This is a genomic window from Mycolicibacterium rhodesiae (assembly GCF_002086695.1).
Classification (GTDB): domain Bacteria; phylum Actinomycetota; class Actinomycetes; order Mycobacteriales; family Mycobacteriaceae; genus Mycobacterium; species Mycobacterium rhodesiae.
Genome location: NZ_MVIH01000002.1, coordinates 101,402 through 125,426, shown reverse-complemented (window position 1 = coordinate 125,426; position 24,025 = coordinate 101,402). Strand labels below are relative to the sequence as shown.

Annotated in this window: 22 protein-coding genes; 13 read left to right on the top strand and 9 right to left on the bottom strand. The window is 65.7% G+C overall.

Going from position 1 to position 24,025, the window contains the following annotated elements; genetic code table 11:
- The first annotated feature begins 187 nt into the window (after positions 1-187).
- The 5 genes from BST42_RS04560 to BST42_RS04540 are packed head-to-tail and all read left to right on the top strand — an operon-like array spanning position 188 to position 6,844.
- The gene (locus BST42_RS04560) at positions 188-1,297 is read left to right on the top strand and encodes an LLM class flavin-dependent oxidoreductase (RefSeq protein WP_083117391.1); all 1,110 of its coding nucleotides are present in this window, start codon (positions 188-190) and stop codon (positions 1,295-1,297) included.
- A gap of 17 nt (positions 1,298-1,314) precedes the next feature.
- The gene (locus tag BST42_RS04555; protein WP_083117390.1) at positions 1,315-3,852 is read left to right on the top strand and encodes an FAD-binding oxidoreductase; all 2,538 of its coding nucleotides are present in this window, start codon (positions 1,315-1,317) and stop codon (positions 3,850-3,852) included.
- A gap of 13 nt (positions 3,853-3,865) precedes the next feature.
- The gene (locus BST42_RS04550; protein ID WP_083117389.1) at positions 3,866-4,921 is read left to right on the top strand and encodes an alpha/beta fold hydrolase; all 1,056 of its coding nucleotides are present in this window, start codon (positions 3,866-3,868) and stop codon (positions 4,919-4,921) included.
- A 13-nt stretch (positions 4,922-4,934) separates the two neighbouring features.
- A complete protein-coding gene (locus tag BST42_RS04545; protein WP_083117388.1) occupies positions 4,935-6,035 on the top strand; it encodes a 3,4-dihydroxy-2-butanone-4-phosphate synthase in 1,101 nt (366 codons plus the stop codon).
- 38 nt (positions 6,036-6,073) lie between these two features.
- The gene (locus BST42_RS04540; RefSeq protein WP_083117387.1) at positions 6,074-6,844 is read left to right on the top strand and encodes an SDR family oxidoreductase; all 771 of its coding nucleotides are present in this window, start codon (positions 6,074-6,076) and stop codon (positions 6,842-6,844) included.
- Between the two features lie 17 nt (positions 6,845-6,861).
- Here the strand turns inward: BST42_RS04540 and BST42_RS04535 are convergent, their stop codons facing one another.
- Positions 6,862-8,067: a TetR/AcrR family transcriptional regulator gene (locus BST42_RS04535; RefSeq protein ID WP_083117386.1), complete on the bottom strand. Its 1,206-nt coding sequence runs from the start codon at positions 8,065-8,067 to the stop codon at positions 6,862-6,864.
- A gap of 197 nt (positions 8,068-8,264) precedes the next feature.
- On the opposite strand from BST42_RS04535, the gene BST42_RS04530 reads away from it, so the two are divergent.
- Positions 8,265-9,227 carry a helix-turn-helix transcriptional regulator gene (locus tag BST42_RS04530; RefSeq protein WP_083117385.1) on the top strand — a complete coding sequence of 321 codons (963 nt, stop codon included), beginning with the start codon at positions 8,265-8,267 and terminating at the stop codon, positions 9,225-9,227.
- Positions 9,228-9,231: 4 nt separating this feature from the next.
- On the opposite strand, the gene BST42_RS04525 is transcribed toward BST42_RS04530, so the two are convergent.
- Complete coding sequence (locus BST42_RS04525) at positions 9,232-10,095, bottom strand: alpha/beta fold hydrolase (RefSeq protein WP_083117384.1); 864 nt, start codon at positions 10,093-10,095, stop codon at positions 9,232-9,234.
- A 195-nt stretch (positions 10,096-10,290) separates the two neighbouring features.
- Here BST42_RS04525 and BST42_RS04520 point away from each other — a divergent pair, with 195 nt between their 5' ends.
- Positions 10,291-10,623: a hypothetical protein gene (locus BST42_RS04520; protein WP_083117383.1), complete on the top strand. Its 333-nt coding sequence runs from the start codon at positions 10,291-10,293 to the stop codon at positions 10,621-10,623.
- Positions 10,624-10,637: 14 nt separating this feature from the next.
- Here BST42_RS04520 and BST42_RS04515 read toward each other — a convergent pair whose 3' ends face one another.
- Together BST42_RS04515 and BST42_RS04510 are read right to left on the bottom strand one after the other, a co-directional pair.
- Positions 10,638-11,396: a DeoR/GlpR family DNA-binding transcription regulator gene (locus BST42_RS04515; protein WP_083117382.1), complete on the bottom strand. Its 759-nt coding sequence runs from the start codon at positions 11,394-11,396 to the stop codon at positions 10,638-10,640.
- A gap of 10 nt (positions 11,397-11,406) precedes the next feature.
- Positions 11,407-13,374, bottom strand: coding sequence for a PTS mannitol transporter subunit IICBA (locus BST42_RS04510; RefSeq protein ID WP_110918470.1), 1,968 nt, complete (start codon positions 13,372-13,374; stop codon positions 11,407-11,409).
- Between the two features lie 172 nt (positions 13,375-13,546).
- On the opposite strand from BST42_RS04510, the gene BST42_RS04505 reads away from it, so the two are divergent.
- The 3 genes from BST42_RS04505 to BST42_RS04495 all read left to right on the top strand — a co-directional run bounded on the left by BST42_RS04505 (position 13,547) and on the right by BST42_RS04495 (position 15,960).
- On the top strand, positions 13,547-14,605 hold the full coding sequence (locus BST42_RS04505; protein ID WP_083117380.1) for a zinc-dependent dehydrogenase: 1,059 nt from the start codon (positions 13,547-13,549) through the stop codon (positions 14,603-14,605).
- A gap of 90 nt (positions 14,606-14,695) precedes the next feature.
- Positions 14,696-15,250 carry a CsbD family protein gene (locus BST42_RS04500; RefSeq protein WP_083117379.1) on the top strand — a complete coding sequence of 185 codons (555 nt, stop codon included), beginning with the start codon at positions 14,696-14,698 and terminating at the stop codon, positions 15,248-15,250.
- Positions 15,251-15,279: 29 nt separating this feature from the next.
- The gene (locus BST42_RS04495) at positions 15,280-15,960 is read left to right on the top strand and encodes an IF2 family translation initiation factor (RefSeq protein ID WP_083117378.1); all 681 of its coding nucleotides are present in this window, start codon (positions 15,280-15,282) and stop codon (positions 15,958-15,960) included.
- Positions 15,961-16,018: 58 nt separating this feature from the next.
- Here the strand turns inward: BST42_RS04495 and BST42_RS04490 are convergent, their stop codons facing one another.
- Genes BST42_RS04490 through BST42_RS04480 form a run of 3 tightly spaced genes read right to left on the bottom strand, consistent with a single transcriptional unit; the run spans position 16,019 to position 20,021 of the window.
- Positions 16,019-17,479 carry an aldehyde dehydrogenase family protein gene (locus tag BST42_RS04490; RefSeq protein WP_083117377.1) on the bottom strand — a complete coding sequence of 487 codons (1,461 nt, stop codon included), beginning with the start codon at positions 17,477-17,479 and terminating at the stop codon, positions 16,019-16,021.
- A gap of 1 nt (position 17,480) precedes the next feature.
- Complete coding sequence (locus tag BST42_RS04485) at positions 17,481-18,674, bottom strand: acyl-CoA dehydrogenase family protein (protein WP_083117376.1); 1,194 nt, start codon at positions 18,672-18,674, stop codon at positions 17,481-17,483.
- Positions 18,675-18,677: 3 nt separating this feature from the next.
- Positions 18,678-20,021: an NAD-dependent succinate-semialdehyde dehydrogenase gene (locus BST42_RS04480; protein WP_083117375.1), complete on the bottom strand. Its 1,344-nt coding sequence runs from the start codon at positions 20,019-20,021 to the stop codon at positions 18,678-18,680.
- Between the two features lie 108 nt (positions 20,022-20,129).
- Between BST42_RS04480 and BST42_RS04475 the strand changes: the two genes are divergently transcribed.
- Both BST42_RS04475 and BST42_RS04470 read left to right on the top strand, forming a co-directional pair.
- A complete protein-coding gene (locus BST42_RS04475) occupies positions 20,130-20,735 on the top strand; it encodes a helix-turn-helix domain-containing protein (RefSeq protein ID WP_083117374.1) in 606 nt (201 codons plus the stop codon).
- A 46-nt stretch (positions 20,736-20,781) separates the two neighbouring features.
- Entirely contained in the window at positions 20,782-21,030 is a 249-nt protein-coding gene (locus tag BST42_RS04470) for a hypothetical protein (RefSeq protein WP_083117373.1), read from the top strand.
- A gap of 6 nt (positions 21,031-21,036) precedes the next feature.
- On the opposite strand, the gene BST42_RS04465 is transcribed toward BST42_RS04470, so the two are convergent.
- Together BST42_RS04465 and BST42_RS04460 are read right to left on the bottom strand one after the other, a co-directional pair.
- On the bottom strand, positions 21,037-22,770 hold the full coding sequence (locus tag BST42_RS04465) for a sulfatase-like hydrolase/transferase (RefSeq protein ID WP_237159278.1): 1,734 nt from the start codon (positions 22,768-22,770) through the stop codon (positions 21,037-21,039).
- 31 nt (positions 22,771-22,801) lie between these two features.
- Positions 22,802-23,272, bottom strand: coding sequence for an SRPBCC family protein (locus tag BST42_RS04460; protein ID WP_083117371.1), 471 nt, complete (start codon positions 23,270-23,272; stop codon positions 22,802-22,804).
- Between the two features lie 67 nt (positions 23,273-23,339).
- Here BST42_RS04460 and BST42_RS04455 point away from each other — a divergent pair, with 67 nt between their 5' ends.
- Complete coding sequence (locus BST42_RS04455) at positions 23,340-23,939, top strand: GNAT family N-acetyltransferase (protein ID WP_083117370.1); 600 nt, start codon at positions 23,340-23,342, stop codon at positions 23,937-23,939.
- Positions 23,940-24,025: the final 86 nt, after the last annotated feature.

Here is a 24,025-nt window from a genome sequence, read left to right as displayed (position 1 = left end):
AGCAGCACGCTACGCGGCCAACAACGAAAATGTCCATAGCCAATACGCCATAATGGGAACGATAGGATCGGCAAACATCGAAGAAAAATGGATCTTGCATCCGATCAAGTATCTTGCTAGTACTGTGGTGTAAGTCGCAGCCGAGGGATGAGATGCGCTTGCTCGACCACTACCGAGAGGGTTCAAGATGGAGATCGGACTTTTCCTGATGCCGGCGCATCCACCGGAGCGCAGCCTGTACGACGCGACCCAGTGGGACCTCGACCTGATCACGCTGGCCGACGAGCTCGGCTACGTGGAGGCGTGGGTCGGTGAGCACTTCACCGTGCCGTGGGAACCGATTTGCGCACCGGACCTGCTGCTGGCCCAGGCGCTGCTGCGCACCAAGAACATCAAGCTCGCGCCCGGCGCCCATCTACTGCCGTATCACCATCCGGTCGAGCTGGCCCACCGGGTGGCCTACTTCGACCACCTCGCGCAGGGCCGTTTCATGCTCGGTGTCGGGGCCAGCGGCATACCGGGGGACTGGGCATTGTTCGACGTCGACGGCCAAAACGGTGAGCACCGGGAAATGACCCGGGAGGCTCTCGAGATCATGCTGAAGGTCTGGACCGAGGATCAGCCGTGGGAGTTCCGTGGAAAATACTGGAACGCCAACGGAATCGCGCCGATGTTCGAAGGTCTGATGAAGCGGCACATCAAGCCCTTCCAGGCGCCTCACCCCCCGATCGGGGTGACCGGGTTCAGTGCGGGTTCGGAGACCCTCAAGCTCGCCGGCGAGCGCGGCTACCTACCGATGAGCCTCGACCTCAGCACCGAATATGTTGCCTCGCACTGGGATGCGGTGCTCGAAGGTGCCGAGCGCTCCGGGCGGACTCCCGATCGGCGGGATTGGCGACTGGTCCGAGAAGTGGTCGTCGCCGAAACCGACGAACAGGCATTCCGCTATGCGGTCGACGGCATGATGGGCCGCAACATGCGTGAGTACGTGTTGCCGACGTTCCGGATGTTCGGGATGACCAAGTTCTACAAGCACAACCCGTCCGTGCCTGACGAGGATGTGACCCCGGAGTACCTGGCGGAGAACACATTTGTGGTCGGTTCGGTCGAGACCGTCGTGGACAAGCTGGAAGCCACCTACGACCAGGTCGGTGGCTTCGGACACCTGCTGATCCTCGGTTTCGACTACCTCGACAATCCAGGTCCGTGGAAGGAGTCCATGCGGCTGCTGGCCGAAGAGGTCATGCCGCGGCTCAATGCCCGGATAGCCAAGAAGCCCGTGTCGGCGATCGTCTGAGGAGAAGGGCGAAAGACATGCAGCAGCCCGAGATCACCGTGCGGTATTCGGACGGAACGGCCAAGACGATGGCGGTGCAACAGGATCAGTCGATCCTGGAGGCGGCCGAGGAACACGGCATCGCGATCGTCAACGAATGCCAAAGCGGGATCTGCGGGACCTGCGTGGCCACCTGTGTCGCAGGCGAGTACGAGATGGGCCGCACTGAAGGGCTTTCCGAAGTCGAACGCGACGCCCGCAAGGTCTTGACCTGTCAGACGTTCGCGAAATCCGACTGCGTGATCAGCGTGCAGTATCCCGCCGACGACAACGCCGCTCGGCTGGTGACCGGTACCGGCGTGGTGACCGCGGTGGAGCAGGTGTCCCCGTCGACGGCGCTGCTGCGCGTCGACGTCTCCGGGCTCGGACCGCTGGTCTACCTGCCCGGGCAGTTCGCCCAGTTGCAGGTGCCCGGAAGCGCTGTGTGGCGCAACTACTCCTACGCGCATCCCGCCGACGGGCGCTCCGAGGTGGAGTTCATCGTCCGGCTGCTCCCTCAGGGCGTGATGTCGGACTACCTGCGCGACCGGGCCAAACCCGGCGATCGAATTGCCATGCGGTGCAGTAAAGGTGGCTTCTACCTGCGACCGACTGCACGCACGGTGGTCCTGGTGGCCGGCGGCACCGGACTGTCGGCGATCCTCGCGATGGCACAGAGTCTGGACGACGGTCACAACGGGACGGTCCATCTGCTCTACGGAGTCAGTGACGTCGACGACCTGTGCAAGCTCGACGAGCTCGAGGCACTGAAGCGACGTTTGCCCGGGCTGGCGATTCACACTGTCGTCTCGCGTCCCAGTACCCGCTGGGACGGGCCGGTGGGCCGGGTTACCGACGCGCTCGAGGCGAGCATGTTCGACGGCGGTAACGCCGATGTCTATCTGTGCGGTCCGGCCGGACTGATCGCCGACACCCGGAAATGGCTTGACGACAACGGTATCCACGGAGTCGGGCTGTACTACGAGAAGTTCGTGGCCAGTGGCGCCGCGCGCCGGCGATCAGCACCACGGCTGGACTACGCCACGGTCGATCTCGCCGATGTCCGCCGCCGCGGGCGTGGCACCGCGGTGGTGGTCGGTGGGAGCATCGCGGGTATCGCCGCCGCCAAGGTGCTCAGTGAGACCTTCGACAAGGTCATCGTCCTGGAAAAGGATGCTCCCCATACCCGCCGCGAGGGCAGGCCGGGCGCGGCGCAGGGCTGGCACCTGCACCACCTGCTCACCGCGGGCCGCATCGAACTGGAGCGCTTCTTCCCCGGAATCGTCGACGACATGGTCCGTGAGGGCGCGTTCGACGTCGACATGGCCGCCCAGTACCGCATCCGGCTCGGCGGCACCTGGAAGAAGCCGGGCACCGGGCCGATCCAGATCGTCTGTGCCGCGCGACCCCTATTGGAATGGTGTGTTCGGCGCCGCCTCGACGACGAACCGCGGATCAGCTTCCGCTATGAAGCCGAAGTGGCCGACCTGGTCTATGACCGCGCCGACGACACCGTGGTCGGTGTTGCAGTCGCCGGAGACGGTGACGAACTCGAGGTCATAGCAGCCGAATTCGTGGTCGACGCGTCGGGAAAGAACACCCGGTTCCCGGAATTCCTGGACCGCATCGGCATCGGGGCGCCGGAGGTGGAGCAGGACATCATCAACTGCTTCTACTCCACCATGTTCCACCACGTGCCGCCGGAGCGGCAGTGGGACGACAAGGTGATGGTCATCTGTTACGCGTACCGTCCCTATGAGGACACCTACGCTGCGCAGTACTACACCGACAGCTCCCGCACGATCCTGTCCACATCGCTGGTGGCCTACAACTGCTACTCGCCGCCGCGCACGGCGCAGGAGTTCCGCGAGTTCGCCGAGCGGATGCCGTCGGCGGTGATCGGGGAGAACATCGACGGCCTCGAACCAGCCTCACCGATCTACAACTTCCGCTATCCCAACATGCTGCGGCTGCACTACGAGAAGAAGCGCAACCTGCCGCGCGCGCTGGTGGTGGTCGGTGACGCCTACACCAGTGCCGACCCGGTATCCGGTCTCGGGATGACGCTGGCGCTCAAAGAAGTCCGAGAGATGCAGATACTGCTGGCCAAGTACGCGCCCACCGACGCGGATCTGCCTCGTCGCTACTTCCGCACCATCGCCAAATTGGCTGACACCGCCTGGTTCGTGATCCGGGAACAGAACCTGCGCTTCGACTGGCTCAAGGACGCACACAAGAAGCGGCCGTTCTACTTCGGCGCACTGACCTGGTACATGGACCGCGTGATGGAGTTGGTGCACGACGACCCGGAGACCTACAACGAGTTCCTGGCCGTCGTGCATCTGGTCAAGCCCGCTGCGGCACTGATGACGCCGAAGGTGGCGGCACGCGTGGTCGGCAAATGGGCCCGGACCAAACTCTCCGGGCAGAAGACCCTCATCGCGCGCAATTACGAGAACCGCACCATTCCGTCCGTCGAAGACTTGATCCGAACCGAGGAAGTACCAATCGGTTTGGCTGCCACCCGGTCCCATTAGAGAAGAGGTCGTGATGTCGCAGACTCATCGGATGCTCAACTGCCGGGGCACCCGGATTCACGCCGTGGAGGACGGCGAGGGGCCGTTGGTGGTGTTGGTCCACGGCTTCCCCGAGTCCTGGTACTCCTGGCGCCACCAGATTCCGGTACTGGCCGAGGCGGGCTACCGGGTGGTGGCCATCGACCAGCGGGGCTACGGGCGGTCGTCGAAATACCGTGTGCAGACCGCGTATCGGATCAAGGAACTGGTCGGGGACATCCTCGGCGTGATCGACGCCTATGGCGAGAAGCAGGCAGTGGTCATCGGCCACGACTGGGGTGCGCCGGTCGCCTGGACGTTCGCCTGGCTGCACCCCGAGCGGTGTCGTGGTGTGGTCGGGATCAGCGTGCCGTTCGCCGGCCGAGGAGTGATCGGGTTGCCCGGCAGCCCATTCGGGGAACACCGGCCCAACGACTACCACCTGGAACTGGCCGGGCCGGGGAAGGTCTGGTACCAAGACTACTTCTCCGAGCAGGACGGCATCATCACCGAGGTCGAAGAGGATCTGCGGAGCTGGCTGCTCGGTCTGACCTACACGGTGTCCGGCGATGCGATGGCCGCCGCGACGCAGGCCGCCGAGGCGGCCGGGGTGAATCTCGCGGCGATGGATCCGATCGAGGTGATCCGGTCCGGCCCGCTCTGTATGCCGCATGGTGCGCGACTCAAGGACGCCTTCGTCTACCCCGAGACCATGCCGGAGTGGTTCACCGACGCGGATCTCGACTTCTACACTGGCGAATTCGAGCGATCCGGACTCGGCGGACCGCTGAGCTTCTACCACAACATCGACAATGACTGGCACGACCTTGCCGAGTACGAGGGCACCCCGCTGACCCCGCCTGCTCTTTTCATCGGCGGTCAGTACGACGTCGGCACCACCTGGGGATCCGAGGCGGCCGAACGTGCGCACGAGGTGATGAGAAACTACTGCGGCACTCACATGGTGGACGGCGTCGGGCATTGGATCCAGCAGGAGCAGCCCAAGGAGACCAATCGGCTGCTCCTCGATTTCCTTGGCGGACTGAGCTAGTGGTGTCACGACGATGAAGACCGCATACGGACGGGTGCGGCGCGCCATCGCCGCCGTGGCCACCGGTCGTCCCGCCGTCGTGGTCGACGACTCGGAGGACCAGGGTTATCTGGTGTTCGCCGCGGATGCCGCGACGGCACAACTGCTCACGTTCACGGTCCGGCACACCTCCGGTTACGTCCGGATCGCCCTGCCCGGTGCGGACTGTGAGCGACTCAACCTGCCGCCGGTGTGCCATCGAGATGGCGAGTCAATGGGTGTCGCCGCTCAGCGGGTGACGGTGGACTTTCGCGAAACCGGCACCGGCATCTCGGCGATCGATCGGGCCCGCACCATCGCCGCGCTCGCCGACGCCGACGCCACGGTCGCCGACTTCCGCAGGCCCGGGCATGTGATCCCGGTGCAAGCAGGCGAGCACGGCGTTCTCGGCCGGTCCGCGGGTGCCGCCGAGGCGGCAGTCGACTTGGCCCGGCTCGGGATGCGACGGCCCGCGGGAGTGCTGTGTGAGATTGTGTCGCAGCGGAATCCGGCGGACATGGCGGGCCGTCCCGAACTGGTGTCGTTCGCGGCCCGGCATGGCCTGGCCCTGATCTCGGTGGCGGAGCTGGCGATGCACCGGCGTCGCACCGAGCCGCAGGTCGTGCGTTCGGCGGAGACCACCCTGCCGACCGAGTCGGGCGCTGTCACGGTGGTCGGCTACCGCGACCCCCGAGAAGGATCCGAGCATCTTGCGGTGATCGCCGGCAATGCCGGCGCGGACGCGCCGATGCCGGTGCACATCCACCTCGAATGCCTAGGGGGTGACGTGTTCGGTTCGCTGGCTTGCGGTTGCGGTGCGGAATTGGCCCATGCGGTCACCGCGATGAGGGTCCGGGGCACCGGCATGATCATCTATCTGCGGCCCCCGACCGCCCGCGCCTGCGGCCTGCTGTCCCGCACGACCACACCGGATCTGTTGTCCGAGACCGTCGCATGGATTCTGCGCGACCTCGGTGTGTACACCGTCCGGTTGTCCGACGACGCACCGGAGCTGGGGCTGCTCATGTTCGGCGCGATCCGGGAACACGGACTGCACGTGGAATCGCCCACGACGGTGTGGCCGGTGGCAGGCTGACACATGTTCGCACGCAACGGGTTCGCACAGGAGAAGTGATGACGCATCCCGACCTGGCAGGCAAGTCCGCGATTGTGACCGGTGCGGGTGCCGGCATCGGCTTGGCCATCGCCACACGGCTGGCCGCCGAAGGGTGCCATGTCTTGTGTGCGGACATCAACGCCGACACCGCGAAGTCCGCGGCGGACGGGATCGGCGGCGGTGCAGTCGGTCATCAGGTCGACGTGAGCGACGAGGAGCAGGTGGCGGGGATGGTCGAGGCGTGCGTCGCGGAGTTCGGTGGCGTCGACAAGCTCGTCGCGAACGCCGGTGTGGTGCATTTCGCCCCGCTGCTGGACACCGAGGTCGCTGACTTCGACCGGGTGATCGCAGTCAACCTGCGCGGCGCCTGGCTGTGCACCAAGCACGCCGCACCTCGCATGGTCGAGCGTGGCGGCGGCGCCATCGTCAACATGTCCTCACTGGGCGGTCAGGTCGCGGCCGCGGGCACCGCGGCCTACGGGATGTCCAAGGCGGGAATCATCCACCTCAGCCGGATCACCGCCGCCGAACTCCGCACGGCCAACGTGCGATCCAATGCGTTGCTGCCGGCGTTCGTCGACACCCCGATGCAGCAGACCGCGATGACGATGTTCGACGAGGCGCTCGGAGCGGGCGGAGCGGACACGATGATCGGTCGTCTGCAAGGCCGGATGGCGGGACCGGAGGAGATGGCCGGCATCGTCGCCTTCCTGCTCTCCGACGACGCGTCGATGATCAACGGGACGGCGCAGGTCGCTGACGGCGGAACCCTTGCGGCACTGTGGTGATCGGTCTTCTCGCCGGATTACTCGGGTGCGTCGGCCTGGCTGGTCAAGATTGCCAGCGCGATCGCGGTCATCTCCTGCGCGACGTCGGTCCTGCGGGTGAGATGCCATGTCCGCGAGACATCGTCGATGAAGCTGACCGCGGCCGAGACCAGTAGGCGGGCCTGCGCGACGGTGGTCTGCGGGACCAGCGTGCGAATGAGGTCGATCCACAGACCGTCGCGGTCGGCCTGGTTCCTGACGACGCTGTCGCGAACCTCGTCGGACGCCGAGGAGAGTTCGGTGATCGATACCGACACCAGGTCGGGGTCATCCAAGCTGATCCGTACCCGCCCGGCCACCAGCTCGCCAAGCCGTTGCGCCGCAGGACTATCGGTGCGCAGTGCCCGGATGCACTCCAAGGCTGACCATTCGTCGAGCCGGCGGACCAGGGTGTCGAGGATGGCCTGCTTGGAGGAGAAGGAACGGTACAGCCCGGGCCCGGCGATCCCGACCGTCTTGCCGATGTCGGCGGTGCTCACGGCGGGATATCCACGGGCACGGAACAACTGTGCACCTGCGGCCAGCAGCGTCTCATACCGCGAGAACGCCACTGACTCCCGGCCTGCCGGTCCGTCGATCGGTTCGAGCGCCCCGACCGGTGCGGCACACGCGGCTGCCATACACGCCCGGTACAGCAGCCCCCTCAGTTCGGTACCGGGCAGGCTGAGGCTGTGTCGCCCAAGGCTTGTCAGGGTGCTGGACACCGCCCACGCCCGTAACTCGGCATGCGGGGGGCTCAGGTCGGGCATCTCCAGACGCACGCCGGCCTGCATGCCCGCCACGATGGCGTTGATCCGTCGCCGGACCTCGGCGCGGTCGTCGTCGGTGAGATACCGCGCCTCGCGTTGCCACAACACGGTCAGCGCCCGGGTCTCGACGGCCGCAGCGATCAGATCGGGCAACTCGTCATGGAGCGGGCGGGCGGTTGCCTCGGGTGTGCGTCCCTCAGGATTGCGGAAGCTCTGGTATTCGTCCTGCGCGTTGAGGATCACCGCAGTGAGCAATGCCTGCTTGTTGTCGTAGTGGCGGTACAGGGCGCGAGCCGTTACGCCGGCGGCCTCCGCAATCTCCTCCAGCTTCACCAAATGAAACCCGCGGTCGATGAACAGCCGGGCGGCCTGATCGAGGATCTGCTTCTTGCGGTCCTTCGGCCTGCGTCTGACGGCCGGGACGGTTGGCTGCATCGCTGGAGTGTCCCTTCCTGCCTGCCGGATTCGAACATCCTCCCAGATGGCGTCCGTCCCGGTAGCAGAACGTAACAAACAAGTACATTGGCGTAAGAAATATGCCTATTGCGTGGCAGATTGGGCGGACAAATCATCGCCATAACTGTTATTGGTTATAGACATAAATCATCATCCCGCGTACGCTCGCGGAGGTGATGGGTCGTCTCGACACCGCGGTGAAGACATCTGGCGAGACTTCGCTGGGGCGTCTGTCTGCGGTGGTGGGCGGCCCCGCCCGGGCCCGCAGCGCCGTGCACGAGCCCGGCTCCGACGGTCTCGTCGCCGGCGTGCAGGATGCCGTCAGTCAATTGGTCCGCGCGTCGTCGATGAACGAATTACTGGGGCTTGCGGCCGAGGCGGCGGCTCGAATCGGGTTCACCCGCGTTCTGCTCTCCCGGATCGACCACGGAATCTGGGTGACGCACACGGCCTACAACGAACATGATGCCGATTTCGCCGAGCAGCTCCTGGCCTTCGGAACGGCACACTCTCAGCGGCTGGCCGGGCAACTGCTGGAATCCGAGATGCTACTCAGTGGCGCCCCGATCCTGGTGTGTGATGCGCAATCCCATCCCCGGGTGTTCCGCAAGATCGTGAAGTTCACCCGGGCAACCGACTACGTGGCGGCACCCGTCCAGGCGTGGGGCGCTCCGGTGGCAATGGTCCACGCTGACCGCTACCCCGACCGCAGTGTCCACGAGCTCGACCGCGACCTACTCGGCCTCTACGCCGGCGGTCTGGGTCTTGCCATCGAGCGGGCCCAACTCGCCGACCGGTTGAGAGTGATCAACCAGGCATCGGCATCCCTGGGAGATAGGGCCTGCGACGACGCTCCGGGCGGCGGCCCATCGGCCACTCAACCCCCGCCGCGGCTGGCCGCGGTGTCGCCGTTGCCACGCGCCGAGCGGGCCACCGAACGGCTGTCGCCGCGCGAGTGGGATGTGTTGCGCAGCATCGCCCTTGGCAAGACAAACGCTCAGATAGCGACCGCCCTGTTCCTGACCGAGAACACGGTGAAGGTACACGTGAAGCGAATTCTGCGGAAGTTGGGTGCCGCCAACAGAACTGAGGCCGCAGCGCTGTATCACCGGCTCACCCGGCGCGGCCCGTGCGACTAGTGCGCTACGCCGTCGCCATCGGCGTCCAGGGCGTCGTCGAGTTGACGAAGGACTCGAGCGAGTCCGCAACGGCCGCAGGCGCTTCCAATTGCGGTGTGTGCCCGACGCCGGGAAGAACCAGCAATCGGCTGCCGGGCAGCGCGTCGTGCGCGGCCTGACCATGGGCGACAGGGATGATCGGATCCTGCTCGCCCCACACCAGTGAAACGGGCAGTCCGTGGGTGACGTCCAGCCGTGAACGGGCACTGACCGCCTGCCCGCGGTAGTCGACGACCGAGCGCAGGGTGCGCAGGAATGCTTGGCGGGTGGCGCGGTCCGACAACGAGGCATAGGTCTCCCACGTCTCGGTCGTGGCCATCTGAGGCGGCCGGACGGACTCCAATCGGGTCAGCAGCCGATTGCCCATGGCGACAACTGATTTCGGAGCGATCAACGGCGCGATGAGTTCAGCGGCCGGTGAGGCGAGCAGCCGCAGACTCAGGCCCACCTCGGCGCCCAGTCCGCCACTGGCGATCAGCGCGAGCCGCTCACAGTACTCGGGATGCTGGTGGACGAACTGCATGCCGATGCCCCCGCCGAGGGAGTGCCCTACTATCGTCGCCCGAGGAATGTCCAACGCGTCGAGGAAGTTTCGCAACCACACCGCGAAGGCGCCCAGCGAGTAGTCGGTCCGCGGCTTCGCCGACTGGCCGTGACCGAGCAAGTCGGGTGCCACCACCCGGAAATGTTCGGACAGCTGGGGGGCGACCGCGCGCCACGTGCGTGAACTACTGCCGATCCCATGCAGCATCACCAGGGTGGGGCCATGCCCGCTGTCCCGGTAGGCGACGAGTTCGCCGTGCAGCCGCACGTACTTGAGCTCAGTCATGGAAACCTCCTAAGTTACCCACTGGTAACCTACGGTACCGTAACCTGGGCTCCGCCGTCGAATGCGGCGCGGTCAGGGCGGTGCCGTCCTAGTTGAACGGCCCAGGCGGGTGCCGATCAACGGCTAGGGTTTCGCCAGTAGCAGCGCGTGGTGACCGGGGGATCGCCTGCTGACTTACCACCGGAAGGCACGCGCATGAGCATCGAACCGTCCGACGGACTGCCTTCGGTAGAGGATTTCCGTAGACGGGTTGGGCATGTCGACCGGGAGTTCGCCGACGCGCGGCGGTACCTGTCCGCGTTGTGCGACGACGACAACCACTCATTGGGCGAGCTGATGACCGAAATTCACCGAAGCGGACGGGCCATGCAGGTGCTGGCGGCCATGGCGGTGCTCGCTCTGGACTTTGCGAAGCTCTCCGAAGACCGCCTTGGCGGTGACGTGCAGAGATGGCTGGACCAATCCGAGATGACACAGGACCAGGCCGATGCCGAGCGAAGCCAGAATGAACTCGGCGGTGAGGCATAGCCTCCCCGGGCGGATCAGGTTCGCACGACGACGGGCCCCATCGCCTCATACCGTCGGGCGTCGGCGGCTGGTAGCTCCGTGCCGGTCACGATCGAGTCGAAATCGGCCACGTCGGCGAACCGGCAGAAGCTGCTGACGCCGAACTTCGTGTGCGCGGCCACCAGAACCCGGCGACGGGCGACTTTGACTGCCATGTGCTTGACCGCGGCGACGGCCGGATCGGGTGTGGTGAGGCCATGCTCGGGCGAAATGCCGTTCGTACCAAGGTAAGCGACGTCGATCACCAGGCTGCCGAGCATGTCGGTAGCCCAATGATCCACCGTCGCCAGCGTGCGGCCGCGCATCCGGCCGCCGAGCAGCAGTACCGTCACCGACTCACTGTGTGCCAGCGCCTCCGCGGCCAGCAGTGACGAGGTCACCACCGTCAGCTCCTGATCGGCAAGCCTCTCGGCGATCAGCCGGGGCGTGAAACCTTCATCAAGATAAACCGTTTCGGCTCCGTGCAACAACTCGGCGGACGCCCCGGCGATCCGGTGCTTTTCGGCGAGGTCGACCTGGCTGCGGTATTCGACTGTCGATTCGAACGCCGCGGTCTCCAGCGGTATGGCGCCGCCATGCACGCGTTTGAGGATCCGTCGGCCCGCCAGCACCTTCAGGTCGCGGCGAATCGTCTCGGCAGCGACGTCGAGTTCCTCGGCCAGCGCCGCCACCTCGACTCGCCCCCTGGTGCGGGCGAACTCGACTATGCGGCCCTGGCGGGTATCCGAATCCACCTCGGTATTCTCACCCGCCGTCGCCGCCGAGCACCGCCCGGACCTCGTCGGCGCTCGTAGCGGCCCGGAGCCGGGCCACCTCGTCGTTGTTGAGGAACACCCCGGCGATCTTGGTCAGCAACGCCATGTGGTCCTTGCCTGCGCCCGCGATGCCGACGACGAACTCGGCAGGCTTGCCGTTCCAATCGATCGGTTGGGCGTAGCGCACGAACGAGATCCCGGTGCGCCGGATGGCATCCTTGGCCTCGTTGGTGCCGTGCGGGATCGCCAGGCCGTTGCCCATATAGGTCGACACCGACCCCTCCCGCTCGTGCATCGCGTGGACATAGGACGGCTCAACCGCGCCGCAGGCCACCAGCAATCGGCCTGCCTCGCTGATCGCCCCGTCCCGCGTGGTGGCCGTGCCGGTCAGCACGATCGACTCGACGGCCAGCACGTCCTCGCCGGGTGTCTCGGCAGCCGGTTCCGCCACGCCCGCTGCACCGGCGGCTGCGCCGTTGGCCGAGCCGAGCAATTCCACGATCTCGTCGTACTGCGGGGCGTTCATGAAGTTGTCGACCGAGACATGGGTGGCCGACGGGGTCTTCTGCCGGGCGCGATCGGAGAGATCCTGATGCGTCACCACCAGTCCGTAGTCGTCGGTGAGATTCGAGATCGCCTGATTGGTGACCTTTACGTCGGTGAAACCGGCGCTCTGAATCTTCTTGCGCAGCACCGAGGCTCCCATGGCGGATGATCCCATGCCGGCATCGCACGCGAACACGATGTTGGTGATCGGGCCGCGGCCGGCGGATCCCACCAGCGCCGAGGACACGCTGGACTTCTTGCCTTTCAGGGCCTCCATGCCCGCGGTCGCGGCGGCCAGGTCTCCGTCGTCGTCGGAACGGTCGGTCTTCAGCAGAAGTGCGGCCACCGCGAATGAGACTGCGGCGGCGCCCAATACCGACAGCGTGACACCGAGGAAGCTGCCCGAGGCGGTCTGGGCGTAGACGGCGATGATCGAACCGGGTGCTGCGGGTGCCCGCAGGCCGGATCCGAAGAGAACGTTGATGAAGATCCCGGTCATGCCGCCCAAGATGGTGGCCGCGATCAGCTTCGGCTTCATCAGCACGTACGGGAAATAAATCTCGTGGATGCCGCCGAAGAACTGGATGATCGCCGCGCCCGGCGCCGACGCCTTGGCGGCTCCTCGACCGAATGCCATGAACGCCAGCAGAATTCCCAGCCCCGGTCCGGGATTGGCCTCCAGGAGGAACAGCACGGACTTACCGGTTTGCAGCGCCTGGGTGGTACCCAGCGGTGTCAGCACCCCGTGATTGATCGCGTTGTTGAGGAACAGCACCTTGGCCGGCTCGATGAAGATCGACGTCAGCGGCAGCAGGTCGTGGGCGACCAGGAAATCCACCACCCGGCCTGCGCCGTGGCTGAAGCCCGACACGATCGGACCGATGCCGAAGAACCCGAAGGTGGCCAGGATCAGCCCGACGATGCCTGCCGAGAAGTTGTCGATGAGCATCTCGAAGCCGGGACGGACTTTGCCGTCCCAGATGGCGTCGACCTTCTTCATCACCCAACCGCCGAGCGGCCCCATCATCATCGCGCCGAGGAACATCGGGATGTCGGTGCCGGCGATCACGCCCATGGTCGCGATCGCGCCGACCACGCCACCGCGGATTCCGTACACCATCCGCCCGCCGGTGGCGCCGATCAGGATCGGCAGCAGGTAGGTGATCATCGGCGCGACGATGCCGCCGTCGGCGAAGTCGCCCCAGCCGCCGATCTTGGCCACCCAACCGGCTGGGTCGCGCAGGCCCGGGAAGATCCCGGTGAGCCACCCGGCCTTGATGAACAGTGCGGTGATCAGGCCCCAGGCGATGAAGGCGCCGATATTGGGCATGACCATGTTCGACAGCGACGTGCCGAGCTTCTGAACATGAACCCGTGCCCCGGTCCGCGGTTTTGTCTCGGTGGTGGACAACTCGGTGCCTCCGATTCTTTCTGGTGATGCCGATCACATCTGGTGACCAGTAAAACCCACATATGGGCATGAGTGCAAGCATTCGGTCATAAACGGGCAGTAATGACTGTGGTTTTATGCCCGGAATGCCGCTAGAGTGTGGGTCAGCTCACCCGTAGGAAGGACCATCGCCATGAAAGCCTTGCGCTTCTACGCACCCGAGGATGTCCGGCTCGAGGACGTCCCGGAGCCCACCTGCGGGCCCGATGAGGTCAAGATCCGGGTGCGCAACTGCTCGACGTGCGGCACTGACGTCAAGATCTTCTACAACGGCCACCAGAACCTGACCCCGCCGCGGACGATCGGCCACGAGATCGCCGGTGAGGTCGTCGAGGTCGGAGCCGAGGTCAACCAGACCTACGGCAGCGACTGGCAGATCGGCGACCGGGTGCAGGTCATCGCCGCGGTGCCGTGCGGGCATTGCCACGAATGTCGCAAGGGCTGGATGGCGGTGTGCCAGAACCAGACGTCGGTCGGCTACCAGTACGACGGCGGTTTCGCCGAATACATGATCGTGCCCAAGCAGGTCCTCGCGGTCGACGGACTGAACCGGATTCCCGACAACGTGGGCTTTGACGAGGCATCTGCCGCCGAGCCCTTCGCGTGCGCCATCAACGCCCAAGAACTGCTGGGCATCGAGGAGGGCGACACCGTCGTCGTCTTCGGCGCGGGCCCGATCGGCTGCATGCACATCCGGATCGCCCGCGGCGTGCACAAGTGCGGACCTGTCTACCTCGTCGACGTCAACGACAGCCGCCTGGCCATGTCGGCTGATGCCGTCCATCCTGACGGGGTCATCAACGCCGCCGATGTCGACGTCGTCGCGAAGGTCATGGAGCTGACCGACGGACGGGGCGCCGACGTGATCATCACCGCGACGGCTGCCAACATCACCCAGGAGCAGGCGATTGCGATGGCCGCGCGCAACGGGCGCATCTCGTTCTTCGGCGGCCTGCCCAAGACCAATCCGACGATCACCTGCGACTCCAACGTCGTGCACTACCGCCAGCTGCACATCCACGGCGCCAACGGCTCGGCGCCCGAGCACAACAAGCGTGCGCTGGAATACATCTCCACCGGGCAGGTCCCCGTCAAAGACCTGATCACCCGCCATATTTCCCTCGACAACGTGCTCGACGCGTTCGCCATCGTCAAAAGCGGCGAGGCCATCAAGGTCACCGTCGAGCCGTAACCCATCTCACCGGGGCCGTCGCCCGGTCGGGGTTTCATCCGCGCTGTCCGTGGAACGTAGTAGGTGCACGCACGCCTACGAGGGGACCGGATGAACAACAAAGCGGAGCAGGCCCGTGAGGGTCTGATCGACTCGATCAAAGGCAAAGCCAAAGAAGTGGTCGGCGCCGTCACCGGCAATGACTCATTGACGGCAGAAGGTCAGCTCGAGCAGGTCGGTGCCAAGCACCGCAAAGAGGCCAACGCCGAGAAGGCCATCGCCGACGCCGAGGCGGCCGAAGCCAGGGAGCAGAAATCCGAGGCCACAGCCGAGGCCGCGCAAGCCCGAGCCGAGGTGACCGCGCAGGCCGCCACCGCCGAGCAGGCCATCGGCAACGACGCGGCCGCGCAGAAACGCGGTGCTGAGCAGGACGCCAGCCAGCTGGCCGCCGCCGCGTCGGCCCAAGCCGAGCAGGACGCCCAACGTCAAGCCACCAGCGCCGAAGCACGAGCGCGGTTGGAGTCCGAGCAGGCCGGCGAGAAGGTCGAGGCTGCCGTCGAGGATCACCAGGACGCGGTTCGCGACGCCGCCGCCGCCAGGGCAGAGGCTGATCGGCTCAGAAGCGAAGCCGACCAGCTGACCAAAGACGCTGATTTGCCGCAGTGACAACGACTATCGGAACGAAGAGGAATTCAATGAAGCTTTCCGATGTGCCCTTTGCGATCCTGCGACTGCAGTATCGGGCCGCCCGGGTACCCCTGCAGATCGTCGAGGATCAGGTGGTCGCCCGTCTCGACAGCGAGTCACCGACGAGGTTGATCTATGAACGGTCGTTCGGCGCGCTGGATGTGACCGTCGGAAACCTGCTGAACGCACCCGACCTCGCCGAGCGCGGCGCCGCCCTGGCCGATCGCAGCGAGGCGCTTCGCCTTGCCGCCGAGTTGGACGCCGAGGCGGGCGCTGAGGTGCGCGAGGCCGGCCAGGAGTTCAAGGCCCGCCGGGAAGAGGCCACCGAGCAACGCCAAAACGCCCAAGCCACAAAGCAAAAGACGGTGCAGGAGACTCGGCAGCAGGCCGAGACACGCAAGCGTGAGGCCGCCAAGAATGCCGCCGACCGCGTCACCGCCGTCAAGGACCGGGTGGACAAGGCCGCATCGCAGCGCACCGCCGCGGTCGAGAATGCGAAGAAGACCGAGCAGGCGAACATCAGCGCGGCGGAGAAGACCGTGACCAAGGCCGCTCAGGCGAAATTGGACGACGCCGCCGACAAGCGCGGTGAGGCCGCTGGCATTCGCAAGGATGCCGACCGCCTCGATGCACTGGCCGACGTCGAGAAGGAGAAGCGCCAGCAGGCGCGTGCCGCCGAGACGAGCTAGCCGTTGAGTGAGTACTGAGGTGCCATGTATCGGCTGAATTGCCGTCCTCAGTACTCACTCAATTCGCGTTGCCTCCACGCAGATACACCGTGGTGGTGTGGGTGAAGAACTCGCGCGCCGCGGTGCCCTGTTCTTTCGGGCCGAGGCCGCTCTTCTTCGCCCCACCGAACGGCACATGCGGATCTGCGCCCGCGGATTCCGAGTTGATGTGCAGCACCCCGACGTCGATGTCCTCGACAGCGTGGAGTGCCCGGGTCAGGTCTTGGGTGAAAATCGCTGCAGAAAGCCCGAAGTCGCTGTCGTTGGCCAGTGCGAACGCCTCGTCGGCATCCGCGGCACGCCGCGCCGCCAGTACCGGGCCGAACAACTCGTCGGACCAGATGTCGGCCGGTGCCGCCAGCTCGACCAGTGTGGGCGCGACGAAAAAGCCCTCCGCCAGCAGGCCTTTGAAGTAGGGCTCGCCGCCGGCCAGCACCTCGGCGTCCTGCCCCATCGCGGTACCGAGGCCGCCGTAGATGCTTCGCTGCGCGGCTCCGGTGATCACCGGACCCATCTGCGTCGCCTCGTCGGTCGGATCGCCGACCACCAGCGCATCGACCCGCGTCGCTAGCTCACTGAGAAACCGATCGGCAATAGCCTCGGTGACAATCAATCGTGATGTGGCCGTGCACTTTTGGCCGCTGGAGCGGAACGCTCCCAGCATCACCTGATCCAGAGCGAGTTCGATATCCGCGTCGTCGAGCACCACGGCCGCGTTCTTTCCGCCCATCTCGGCCTGGACCGGCACACCGCGGGCCGCGGCCGAGGCGGCGATGCGACGGCCCACCGTAGTGGAGCCGGTGAAGCTGATCGCGGCGAGGTCGGGGTGTTCGACCAGCGCCTCACCGATCGGCGACTCACCGATCACCAGATTGAGCACACCTGGCGGAAGGCCCGCCGTCGTCAGCGCCTCGGCGAGCCGGATCGCCAGCAGCGGAACGGTGGTCGCCGGCTTCCACACCACGGTGTTGCCGTAGACCAGGGCCGGAGCGATCTTCCAGGCCGGGATCGCGATGGGGAAGTTGAACGGGGTGATGACGGCGACGACGCCGACCGGCTTGCGGGTCACCAGAATCTGCTCACCCGCTCGCGGCGAAGCGAAGATCTCGCCGGCCTGGCGATCGCCTTCATTGCCGTAGTAGCGCAGGATCTGGGCCGCCCGGCGAACTTCGCCGATACCCTCGGCCTTGGTCTTGCCCTCCTCGGTCGCAAGTTCGAGACCCCATGCCTCGGCGTTGCGTTCGACGACGGCGGCCGCCGCCAGCAGGACGGCGCCGCGCTCATGAATGGGTGTGCGGGCCCAGCCCGTCAGCGCCTCACCTGCCGCGCCGACGGCACTGTCGACGTCGGCCGCCGTTGCGCAATTGCCTTCGGCGATAACCACACTCGGATGCGTCGGATTGACACTGCTGATGGAGTCACCGTGGCCGGGCTGCCATTCTCCGGCGATCAGGTGCCGCAGTTCGGTCGCGTCGGTCACCTCAGCGGAACGCAGCCTGGCCGGTCAGCGCACGTCCGATCGACAGCAGGTGCATCTCCGAGGTGCCTTCATAAGTCAGCACGGACTCGAGATTGTTCGCGTGTCGCAGTGGCGAATACTCCAGCGTGATTCCGCTGCCGCCCAGCAGGGTTCGGCATTCCCGTGCGATGGCGAGCGCCTCCCGGACGTTGTTGAGCTTGCCGAGGCTGATCTGCTCGGGGCGTGCGCCTTCGGCGTCTTTGATCCGGCCGAGGTGAACGGCCAGCAACATGCCCTTGCCCAGCTCGAGGGTCATGTTGGCCAACTTCTCCTGCGAGAGCTGAAAACTCGACAGCGGCCGGTCGAAGACCTCACGCTCACTCGCATAGGCGATTGCGGTCTCCAGACTGTCGCGGGCCGCTCCCAGCGCGCCGAACACGATCCCGAACCGGGCCTCGTTGAGGCAGGACAGCGGCGCACCCAGGCCGGTGGCCTCCGGCAGCTGGGCCGAGGCAGGCAGCCGTACGTTGTCCAGCACCAGCTCCGACGTCACCGAGGCCCGTAGTGACAACTTCTTGTGGATGACATTGGCGGTGAATCCGGGGGTGTCGGTTGGTACCAGGAACCCTCGAACCCCGTCGTCGGTCTGCGCCCACACCGTGGCGACGTCGGCGAGATTGCCGTTGGTGATCCACATCTTGGTGCCGTCGAGCACCCAATCGCTTCCGTCGCGCCTGGCACGGGTGCGCATCCCGGCGGGGTTGGAACCGAAGTCCGGCTCGGTCAGGCCGAAGCACCCGATCGCCTCGCCGGTGGCCAGCCGGGGCAGCCACTCGTTCTTCTGCTCCTCGGAGCCGTACCGGTAGATCGAGAACATCGACAGCGAGCCCTGAACCGACACGAAGCTGCGGAACCCGCTGTCGCCGGCCTCGAGCTCCATGCACGCCAGGCCGTAGCTGACCGCATTGGTCCCCGCGCAGCCGTAGCCCTGCAGGTGCATACCCAACAACCCCATGTCGCCGAACTCTTTGCCGAGTTCTTTTGGCAGGGTGCCGGATTCGAACCAGTCCTCGACATTCGGCCGAAGCCGGGTGTCGACGAATTTGCGGACGGTGGCGGCGATGTCCCGTTCGTCGGAATCGAGCAGACGGTCGGTTCCGAACAGCTCCAGCGGAGTGTAGATGTCCTTCTTGGCTGGCGCGGTGGTGGTGCTCATGGGTTATCCGATCCGGATCAGTTTCTTGTTGACGAACTCGTCGATGCCGAACCGGCCCAACTCCCGTCCGAAACCGGAGCGCTTCACTCCGCCGAACGGCAGCTCGACACCGTCGGCGCCGACCACATTCACGAACACCATTCCGGCGTCGATCTTGTCGGCTACCCGCTTGGCCTGCTCTTCATCCGTGGTGAAGACATAGGAGCCGAGTCCGAACGGGATGTCGTTGGCGAGCTCGACCGCCTCGTCCTCGGAGTTGACTTTAAAGACCATCGCCACCGGACCGAACAGTTCCTCGCGATAGGTCGCCGAATCGGGGGAGACCCCGGTCAGCACACCAGGCGGGAAGTAGGCGCCCTTGCGCTCGCCTTCCGATACCAGGTTCGCGCCGTCGGCCACCGCGCGGTCGATCTGTTCGGCCAGCCGCTGAGCCGCCCCCAGCGACGACAGTGGCGCCAGGCCGTCGGCGGCTTCCACGACCTTGGCCGGGAACTTGTCGAGGAACTCGTCGTAGAGGTCGGCGGAGACGATGAACCGCTTGGCCGCGTTGCAGGCCTGGCCGGTGTTCTCGAAACGGCCCGCCATCGCGGCCTCGACGGTCGCGTCCAGGTCGTCGCTGGACAGCAGGATGAACGGATCCGAGCCACCGAGCTCCAAGACCACCTTCTTCAGGTTGCGCCCGGCGATCTCGGCGACCGCGGCACCGGCACGCTCGGAACCGGTCAGGGACACGCCCTGCACCCGCGGATCGGCGATGGCATCGGCGATCTGCTCATTGGTCGCGTACACGTTGACGTAGGCCCCGGCGGGGTAGCCGGCGTCGTCGAAGATCTGCTGGATCGCTTCGGCGGATTCCGGGCACTGCGGGGCGTGCTTGAGCACGATCGTGTTGCCGAGCGTCAGGTTCGGTCCGGCGAACCGGGCCACCTGGTAGTACGGGTAGTTCCACGGCATGATGCCCAGCAGCACGCCGACCGGGCCGCGCTTGATCACCGCGCTGCCCTCGCCGTCGAGCAGTTCGATCGGCTCGTCGGCGAGGAACTTCTCGGCATTGTCGGCGTAGTACTCGTAGATCGCCGCGCTGAAGTCGACCTCGCCGAGGGCCTGGTCCAGCGGCTTGCCCATCTCGCGGTTGATGATCTCGGCCAGCTTCTCGCGGCGCTCGGTGTGCAGCGCGGCCACCCGGCGGATCAGGTTCGCCCGGTCGGCCACGGTCGAGGTCTTCGACCAGTCCCGGAAGGCCGCGGCGGCCGAAGCCAGCGCTTCTTCCATCTGTTCGTCGGTGGCCGTCGGGTACTCCCGCACGACATCACCGGATTTCGGGTCGACCACCGCGTACAGACTCATGCTTCGTCCTCAGGGTTTAGTGGTGTAAAACTTAACGAAGTTATATACCGCTAAACTCCCATGCCACAAGGGCAGGGTGCTGGCCGTCCGCCGAAGTGAGGTGTCCCTATGCAGGAGGGCACCGGCGTCGAGGTTCTCGCGGGGGTCGACGGCTGGATGACTCGGCTGGGCCCGAAGCTGCGCGAGATTCGCAAAGAGCGTGCGCTGACGTTGGAAGCGGTCGCCTCCTCGGCGGGTCTGACCAAAGGTTTCTTGAGCCTGCTGGAACGCGGTCAGACCACCATCTCGGTTCCCAATCTGCTCCGGGTATGCGAAACCCTCAGTGTCTCAGTGGGTTCGCTGTTCGACTATCCGGATTCGCCCGTCGTGCGCGGCGGCGGCGCCCCAGTAGAGATGGGCGGCACCGGAATCCGCGAGTATCTGCTGACGCCGGAAACCGAACGCAACTTGCAGGTGATGCGGACGGTGCTGCACCCCGGCGGCGGGACGGGCGGGGCGTACACACTGGATTCTGAAACCATCTTCGTTTTTGTCCTGCGGGGGTGCCTGCGCCTGACGGTCGATGGTCAAGAATCGGTCCTCAAAACCGGCGACTGCTACACCTTCTCGGCGAAGGCGGCACATTCCTGGGACAACCCCGGACCCGATGTCAGCGAGGTATTGTGGTCGATCACGCCACCGATCCCACGGATTTCGGACCCGAATCGGGCCTGAACGTGCTCTACTGACCAGACAGTTTGGTGCCGGGGAAGGTATTTGGGTGGTCAAGAAGTCAGCGGGAAAGCGCGCTGAGGGCGACGAGAAGATCGCCGTCGATCAGCGCGTCCGTGTCTATGTCGACACCGACGATGAGGTACGGGGCGTCGTCGTCGAGGATTTCGGCGACCTGGCCGGCCACGCCGTCGATGTCGGGGACGTGCACATCTCGGATGCGGCGCGGCGCTGGGCGGTTCTGACCGATGCCGGCACCCTGGTGTTCGTCGACAGCCACCAGATCGCCCCGGAGTAACGGCCGCTAGCCGAACAGGCGCCGGCGTCGCGGTGCCGGTGGTCGCCGTGAGGCATAGGGCCACGGATTGTTGCGCTCGGGAACCGCGTCGGCGCGCACCTGCTTGAGTTGGGTTCGCAGATTCGCTTTCAGCTCGTGCAGCTCGGGATCGGTCCAGCGATTGATCGCCTCGATCGGGTCGTCGGTCAGGTCGTAGAGCTCCCATTGGTCGTCGAGCGGACTGGTGCGATACGTTTCGCCCCCCACCCCGTTGGCGGCGAGATGCCGAACCCCGGGCTCGGTCCAAGTGCCTGGGTCGTCGAACGTGCGCACCAACTTCCACAGGTGACCGTCGACCCGGGTGACGAGCCCTTCGAAGTTCGCGGCGGTATGTGCCGGAATCCGAATACGCAATGGCGCAGGGGGATTCACCGTCTGCTTGAGGCGCCGGCCAAGACCCGAGGCGCCGCTGTCACCTTCGAGCATGTTGTCGCGGGTCATGATGTACACCGCGCGCGTGTCGTCGCCAGGCGCTCCGTCGACGATCGGCATGAGGTTGCGGCCAGGCAGTGGATGCACTTCGGTGAAGGATTCGGAAAGCGTTGCAGCAGCGGACTCTACGTCGATGCCGGCGGCACCGAGCAGGGTCGGCAGGAGATCCACGTGAGAGGTTGGTGCTGTCACCAGTCGCTGCTCGGTCGCACGGGCCCCGACCCGCGCGATCACGAACGGCACGCGAGTTGCCTCGTCGTAGAGGTTGAACCATTTCTGATGCAGTCCACCGTGCGCACCGAGCAGATCGCCATGGTCGGCGGTGCGCACCAACACGGCATGTTCTGACCCGCCGTCGGTCACCGCCCGGCGGACACGATCGATGGGTGCGTCAACTTCGGCGTGCAACCGATAGTAGAGATCCCGATAGCGTTGTGCGCCAGAGTCATAGACGCGCTGGATCGCAGCGGCGGGGCCATACCCGGAGTAATACGCCTCCCGGAAGGCGATCTGCGCGGCGGGCTTGGTGCGTAGGTCTTCTCCCGCAGTGGGCGCGGGCGGAATCCGCGGTGGATCCAGGGGTGAGGGCTCCAACGGGCTACGTCGCGACCAGGTGGGGAACAGCACGATGTCGTGCGGGTTCACGAAACTCGCCACCAGGAGGAAAGGCCGCAGTGCGGTCGCGTCACCGGCACGCCGACGGGCATAGCGATCCTGCAGCCAGGTCACCACCCGGTCGGCGATCAGCGGGTCGCGCCGGACGCCGCTGTTGGCCAGTCCCGCGCCGTGCGGTTCTGGACCGACCCAGCCGGAGAACCCGAATGGTGCGAGCGGATCGGCGTCGAGATAGCGCCGTACCGCAGCGGGGTCGACGACACCGTCGTCGTCATTGGTCGCCAGCGGGCCACCGGTCTCGGGATCGGTCAGGTCGGCGTGCGAGATGTGCCACTTGCCGTCGTAGTGGGTGTCATAACCCGCCGCGCGGAACCAGTTACCGAGAGTGGGCACTTCGCCGCGGCGCAACCACCGCATTCGCGAATCGTCGAATACCTTTCCGATGCCGTCGGTCTGGGTGACGCCGTGTAGGTCGGGGTACTGCCCGGTGAAGATCGTCGGGCGGCTCGGCACACAGGCCAGTGAGCCGGTGTAGTGGCGCCCGAAACTCACGCCGTGCTCGTCGAACCACCGCCGGCCGGTCAATATTCGCTGCCGCCAGTCCAGAACGTCGTCGGCCTCGTATGGCGGAGTCGCGCGTTCCTCGTCGGTCATCACGATGATGATGTCGGGACGTTCAGGCGCTTCAGACACAGTGGCCCTCCAATTCTCTTGCCAGGCAGGCGAGCAGCCGATCGAGCCGGGTGGCGGAAACGCGAACGAATACCCGTTCGGCAATCCGTTGCAGCGGATTGGATCCCACGGTCACCGCACTCGTCAGCGTCACCTCGGTGAGACCTCGGGCGATCGGCCGCAGTGTCCAGCTGTTGTGAAGTCTGCGCACCAGCGGGGGGAGTCCCTCGACGTCGTAGGCAAGTGTGTGCGGCGGGTCGAAGTCGGTGATCCGTTCGACGAGCGTTGTGCGCCCGAGTTGCACGCGGCGCGACGTGCCGACGGTGCCGCCGGCCGCTCCATGATCGAGTAGGCACGAGTGGTCGATGACGTCGGCCCACGAACTGATCGCGCCGAAGTCGGCCAGCACGTCCCAGATCTTTTGCGGGTCGGCGGCGATTGCTCGGCTGCGGCGGATGTCGGCCACCGGATCATTCAACCGCATTCGCGATGGTGATGAGGGCGATGTGGGAGGCCACCGTCAACCCTGTCGTTGGGCTACGCTGCGCGCGATGAACGAGGTTGTCCTTGCCCGCGCGCTTGCCGACCTGCCACCGGAGGTGGCTCGAGTCCCGGCTCCGGTCGTACCGATCGTCGATCCGCCGTACGCGATACGGGTGGCGACTGCCGCCGATGCCGAGATGGTTGCCGAATGGATGAACCGGCCCCATCTGGCACAGGCGTGGGAATACGACTGGCCCGTCGACCGCTGGAGACGGCATCTGCAGGCGCAACTCGACGGCACGTATTCCGTCCCGCTGATCGTCAGCCTCGACGGTGTCGACGACGGTTACCTCGAGCTATACAGGGCAGCAAAGGATTCCATCGCGCCCTGCTATGACGCGGACCCGTACGATCTCGGCCTGCATGCCGCGATCGCCAGCACTGGGCTTCTCAACCGGGGTGTGGGGCTCGGCCTGCTTCCCCAGATCATCGCCAACCTGTTCGCGGTCGAGCCGCAATGCCGCCGGGTGATGTTCGATCCCGACCACCGCAACGCGGCTGCGCGACGGGTGTGCGAAGCCGCGGGATGTGCGTTTCTCGGCGAGTTCGACATGTCGAACCGGCGCATGGCGCTTTACGCGTTCGAACGGGCTGCTGAGCTCAACTAAGTATGGTTAGGCGTACCTATTGAAACTTAGGTAAGTCTTAGCTAATCTCCGACGGCGATACTTACTCGTCAATATCTTGCAGAAGG

What these genes read in the sequence shown, in the direction of transcription:
- BST42_RS04560 (WP_083117391.1), top strand. Translation starts at nt 188, where the DNA reads ATGGAGATCGGACTTTTCCTGATGCCGGCGCATCCACCGGAGCGCAGC.
- BST42_RS04555 (WP_083117390.1), top strand. Translation starts at nt 1,315, where the DNA reads ATGCAGCAGCCCGAGATCACCGTGCGGTATTCGGACGGAACGGCCAAG.
- BST42_RS04550 (WP_083117389.1), top strand. Translation starts at nt 3,866, where the DNA reads ATGTCGCAGACTCATCGGATGCTCAACTGCCGGGGCACCCGGATTCAC.
- BST42_RS04545 (WP_083117388.1), top strand. Translation starts at nt 4,935, where the DNA reads ATGAAGACCGCATACGGACGGGTGCGGCGCGCCATCGCCGCCGTGGCC.
- BST42_RS04540 (WP_083117387.1), top strand. Translation starts at nt 6,074, where the DNA reads ATGACGCATCCCGACCTGGCAGGCAAGTCCGCGATTGTGACCGGTGCG.
- BST42_RS04535 (WP_083117386.1), bottom strand. Translation starts at nt 8,067, where the DNA reads ATGCAGCCAACCGTCCCGGCCGTCAGACGCAGGCCGAAGGACCGCAAG.
- BST42_RS04530 (WP_083117385.1), top strand. Translation starts at nt 8,265, where the DNA reads ATGGGTCGTCTCGACACCGCGGTGAAGACATCTGGCGAGACTTCGCTG.
- BST42_RS04525 (WP_083117384.1), bottom strand. Translation starts at nt 10,095, where the DNA reads ATGACTGAGCTCAAGTACGTGCGGCTGCACGGCGAACTCGTCGCCTAC.
- BST42_RS04520 (WP_083117383.1), top strand. Translation starts at nt 10,291, where the DNA reads ATGAGCATCGAACCGTCCGACGGACTGCCTTCGGTAGAGGATTTCCGT.
- BST42_RS04505 (WP_083117380.1), top strand. Translation starts at nt 13,547, where the DNA reads ATGAAAGCCTTGCGCTTCTACGCACCCGAGGATGTCCGGCTCGAGGAC.
- BST42_RS04500 (WP_083117379.1), top strand. Translation starts at nt 14,696, where the DNA reads ATGAACAACAAAGCGGAGCAGGCCCGTGAGGGTCTGATCGACTCGATC.
- BST42_RS04495 (WP_083117378.1), top strand. Translation starts at nt 15,280, where the DNA reads ATGAAGCTTTCCGATGTGCCCTTTGCGATCCTGCGACTGCAGTATCGG.
- BST42_RS04485 (WP_083117376.1), bottom strand. Translation starts at nt 18,674, where the DNA reads ATGAGCACCACCACCGCGCCAGCCAAGAAGGACATCTACACTCCGCTG.
- BST42_RS04480 (WP_083117375.1), bottom strand. Translation starts at nt 20,021, where the DNA reads ATGAGTCTGTACGCGGTGGTCGACCCGAAATCCGGTGATGTCGTGCGG.
- BST42_RS04475 (WP_083117374.1), top strand. Translation starts at nt 20,130, where the DNA reads ATGCAGGAGGGCACCGGCGTCGAGGTTCTCGCGGGGGTCGACGGCTGG.
- BST42_RS04465 (WP_237159278.1), bottom strand. Translation starts at nt 22,770, where the DNA reads ATGACCGACGAGGAACGCGCGACTCCGCCATACGAGGCCGACGACGTT.
- BST42_RS04460 (WP_083117371.1), bottom strand. Translation starts at nt 23,272, where the DNA reads ATGCGGTTGAATGATCCGGTGGCCGACATCCGCCGCAGCCGAGCAATC.
- BST42_RS04455 (WP_083117370.1), top strand. Translation starts at nt 23,340, where the DNA reads ATGAACGAGGTTGTCCTTGCCCGCGCGCTTGCCGACCTGCCACCGGAG.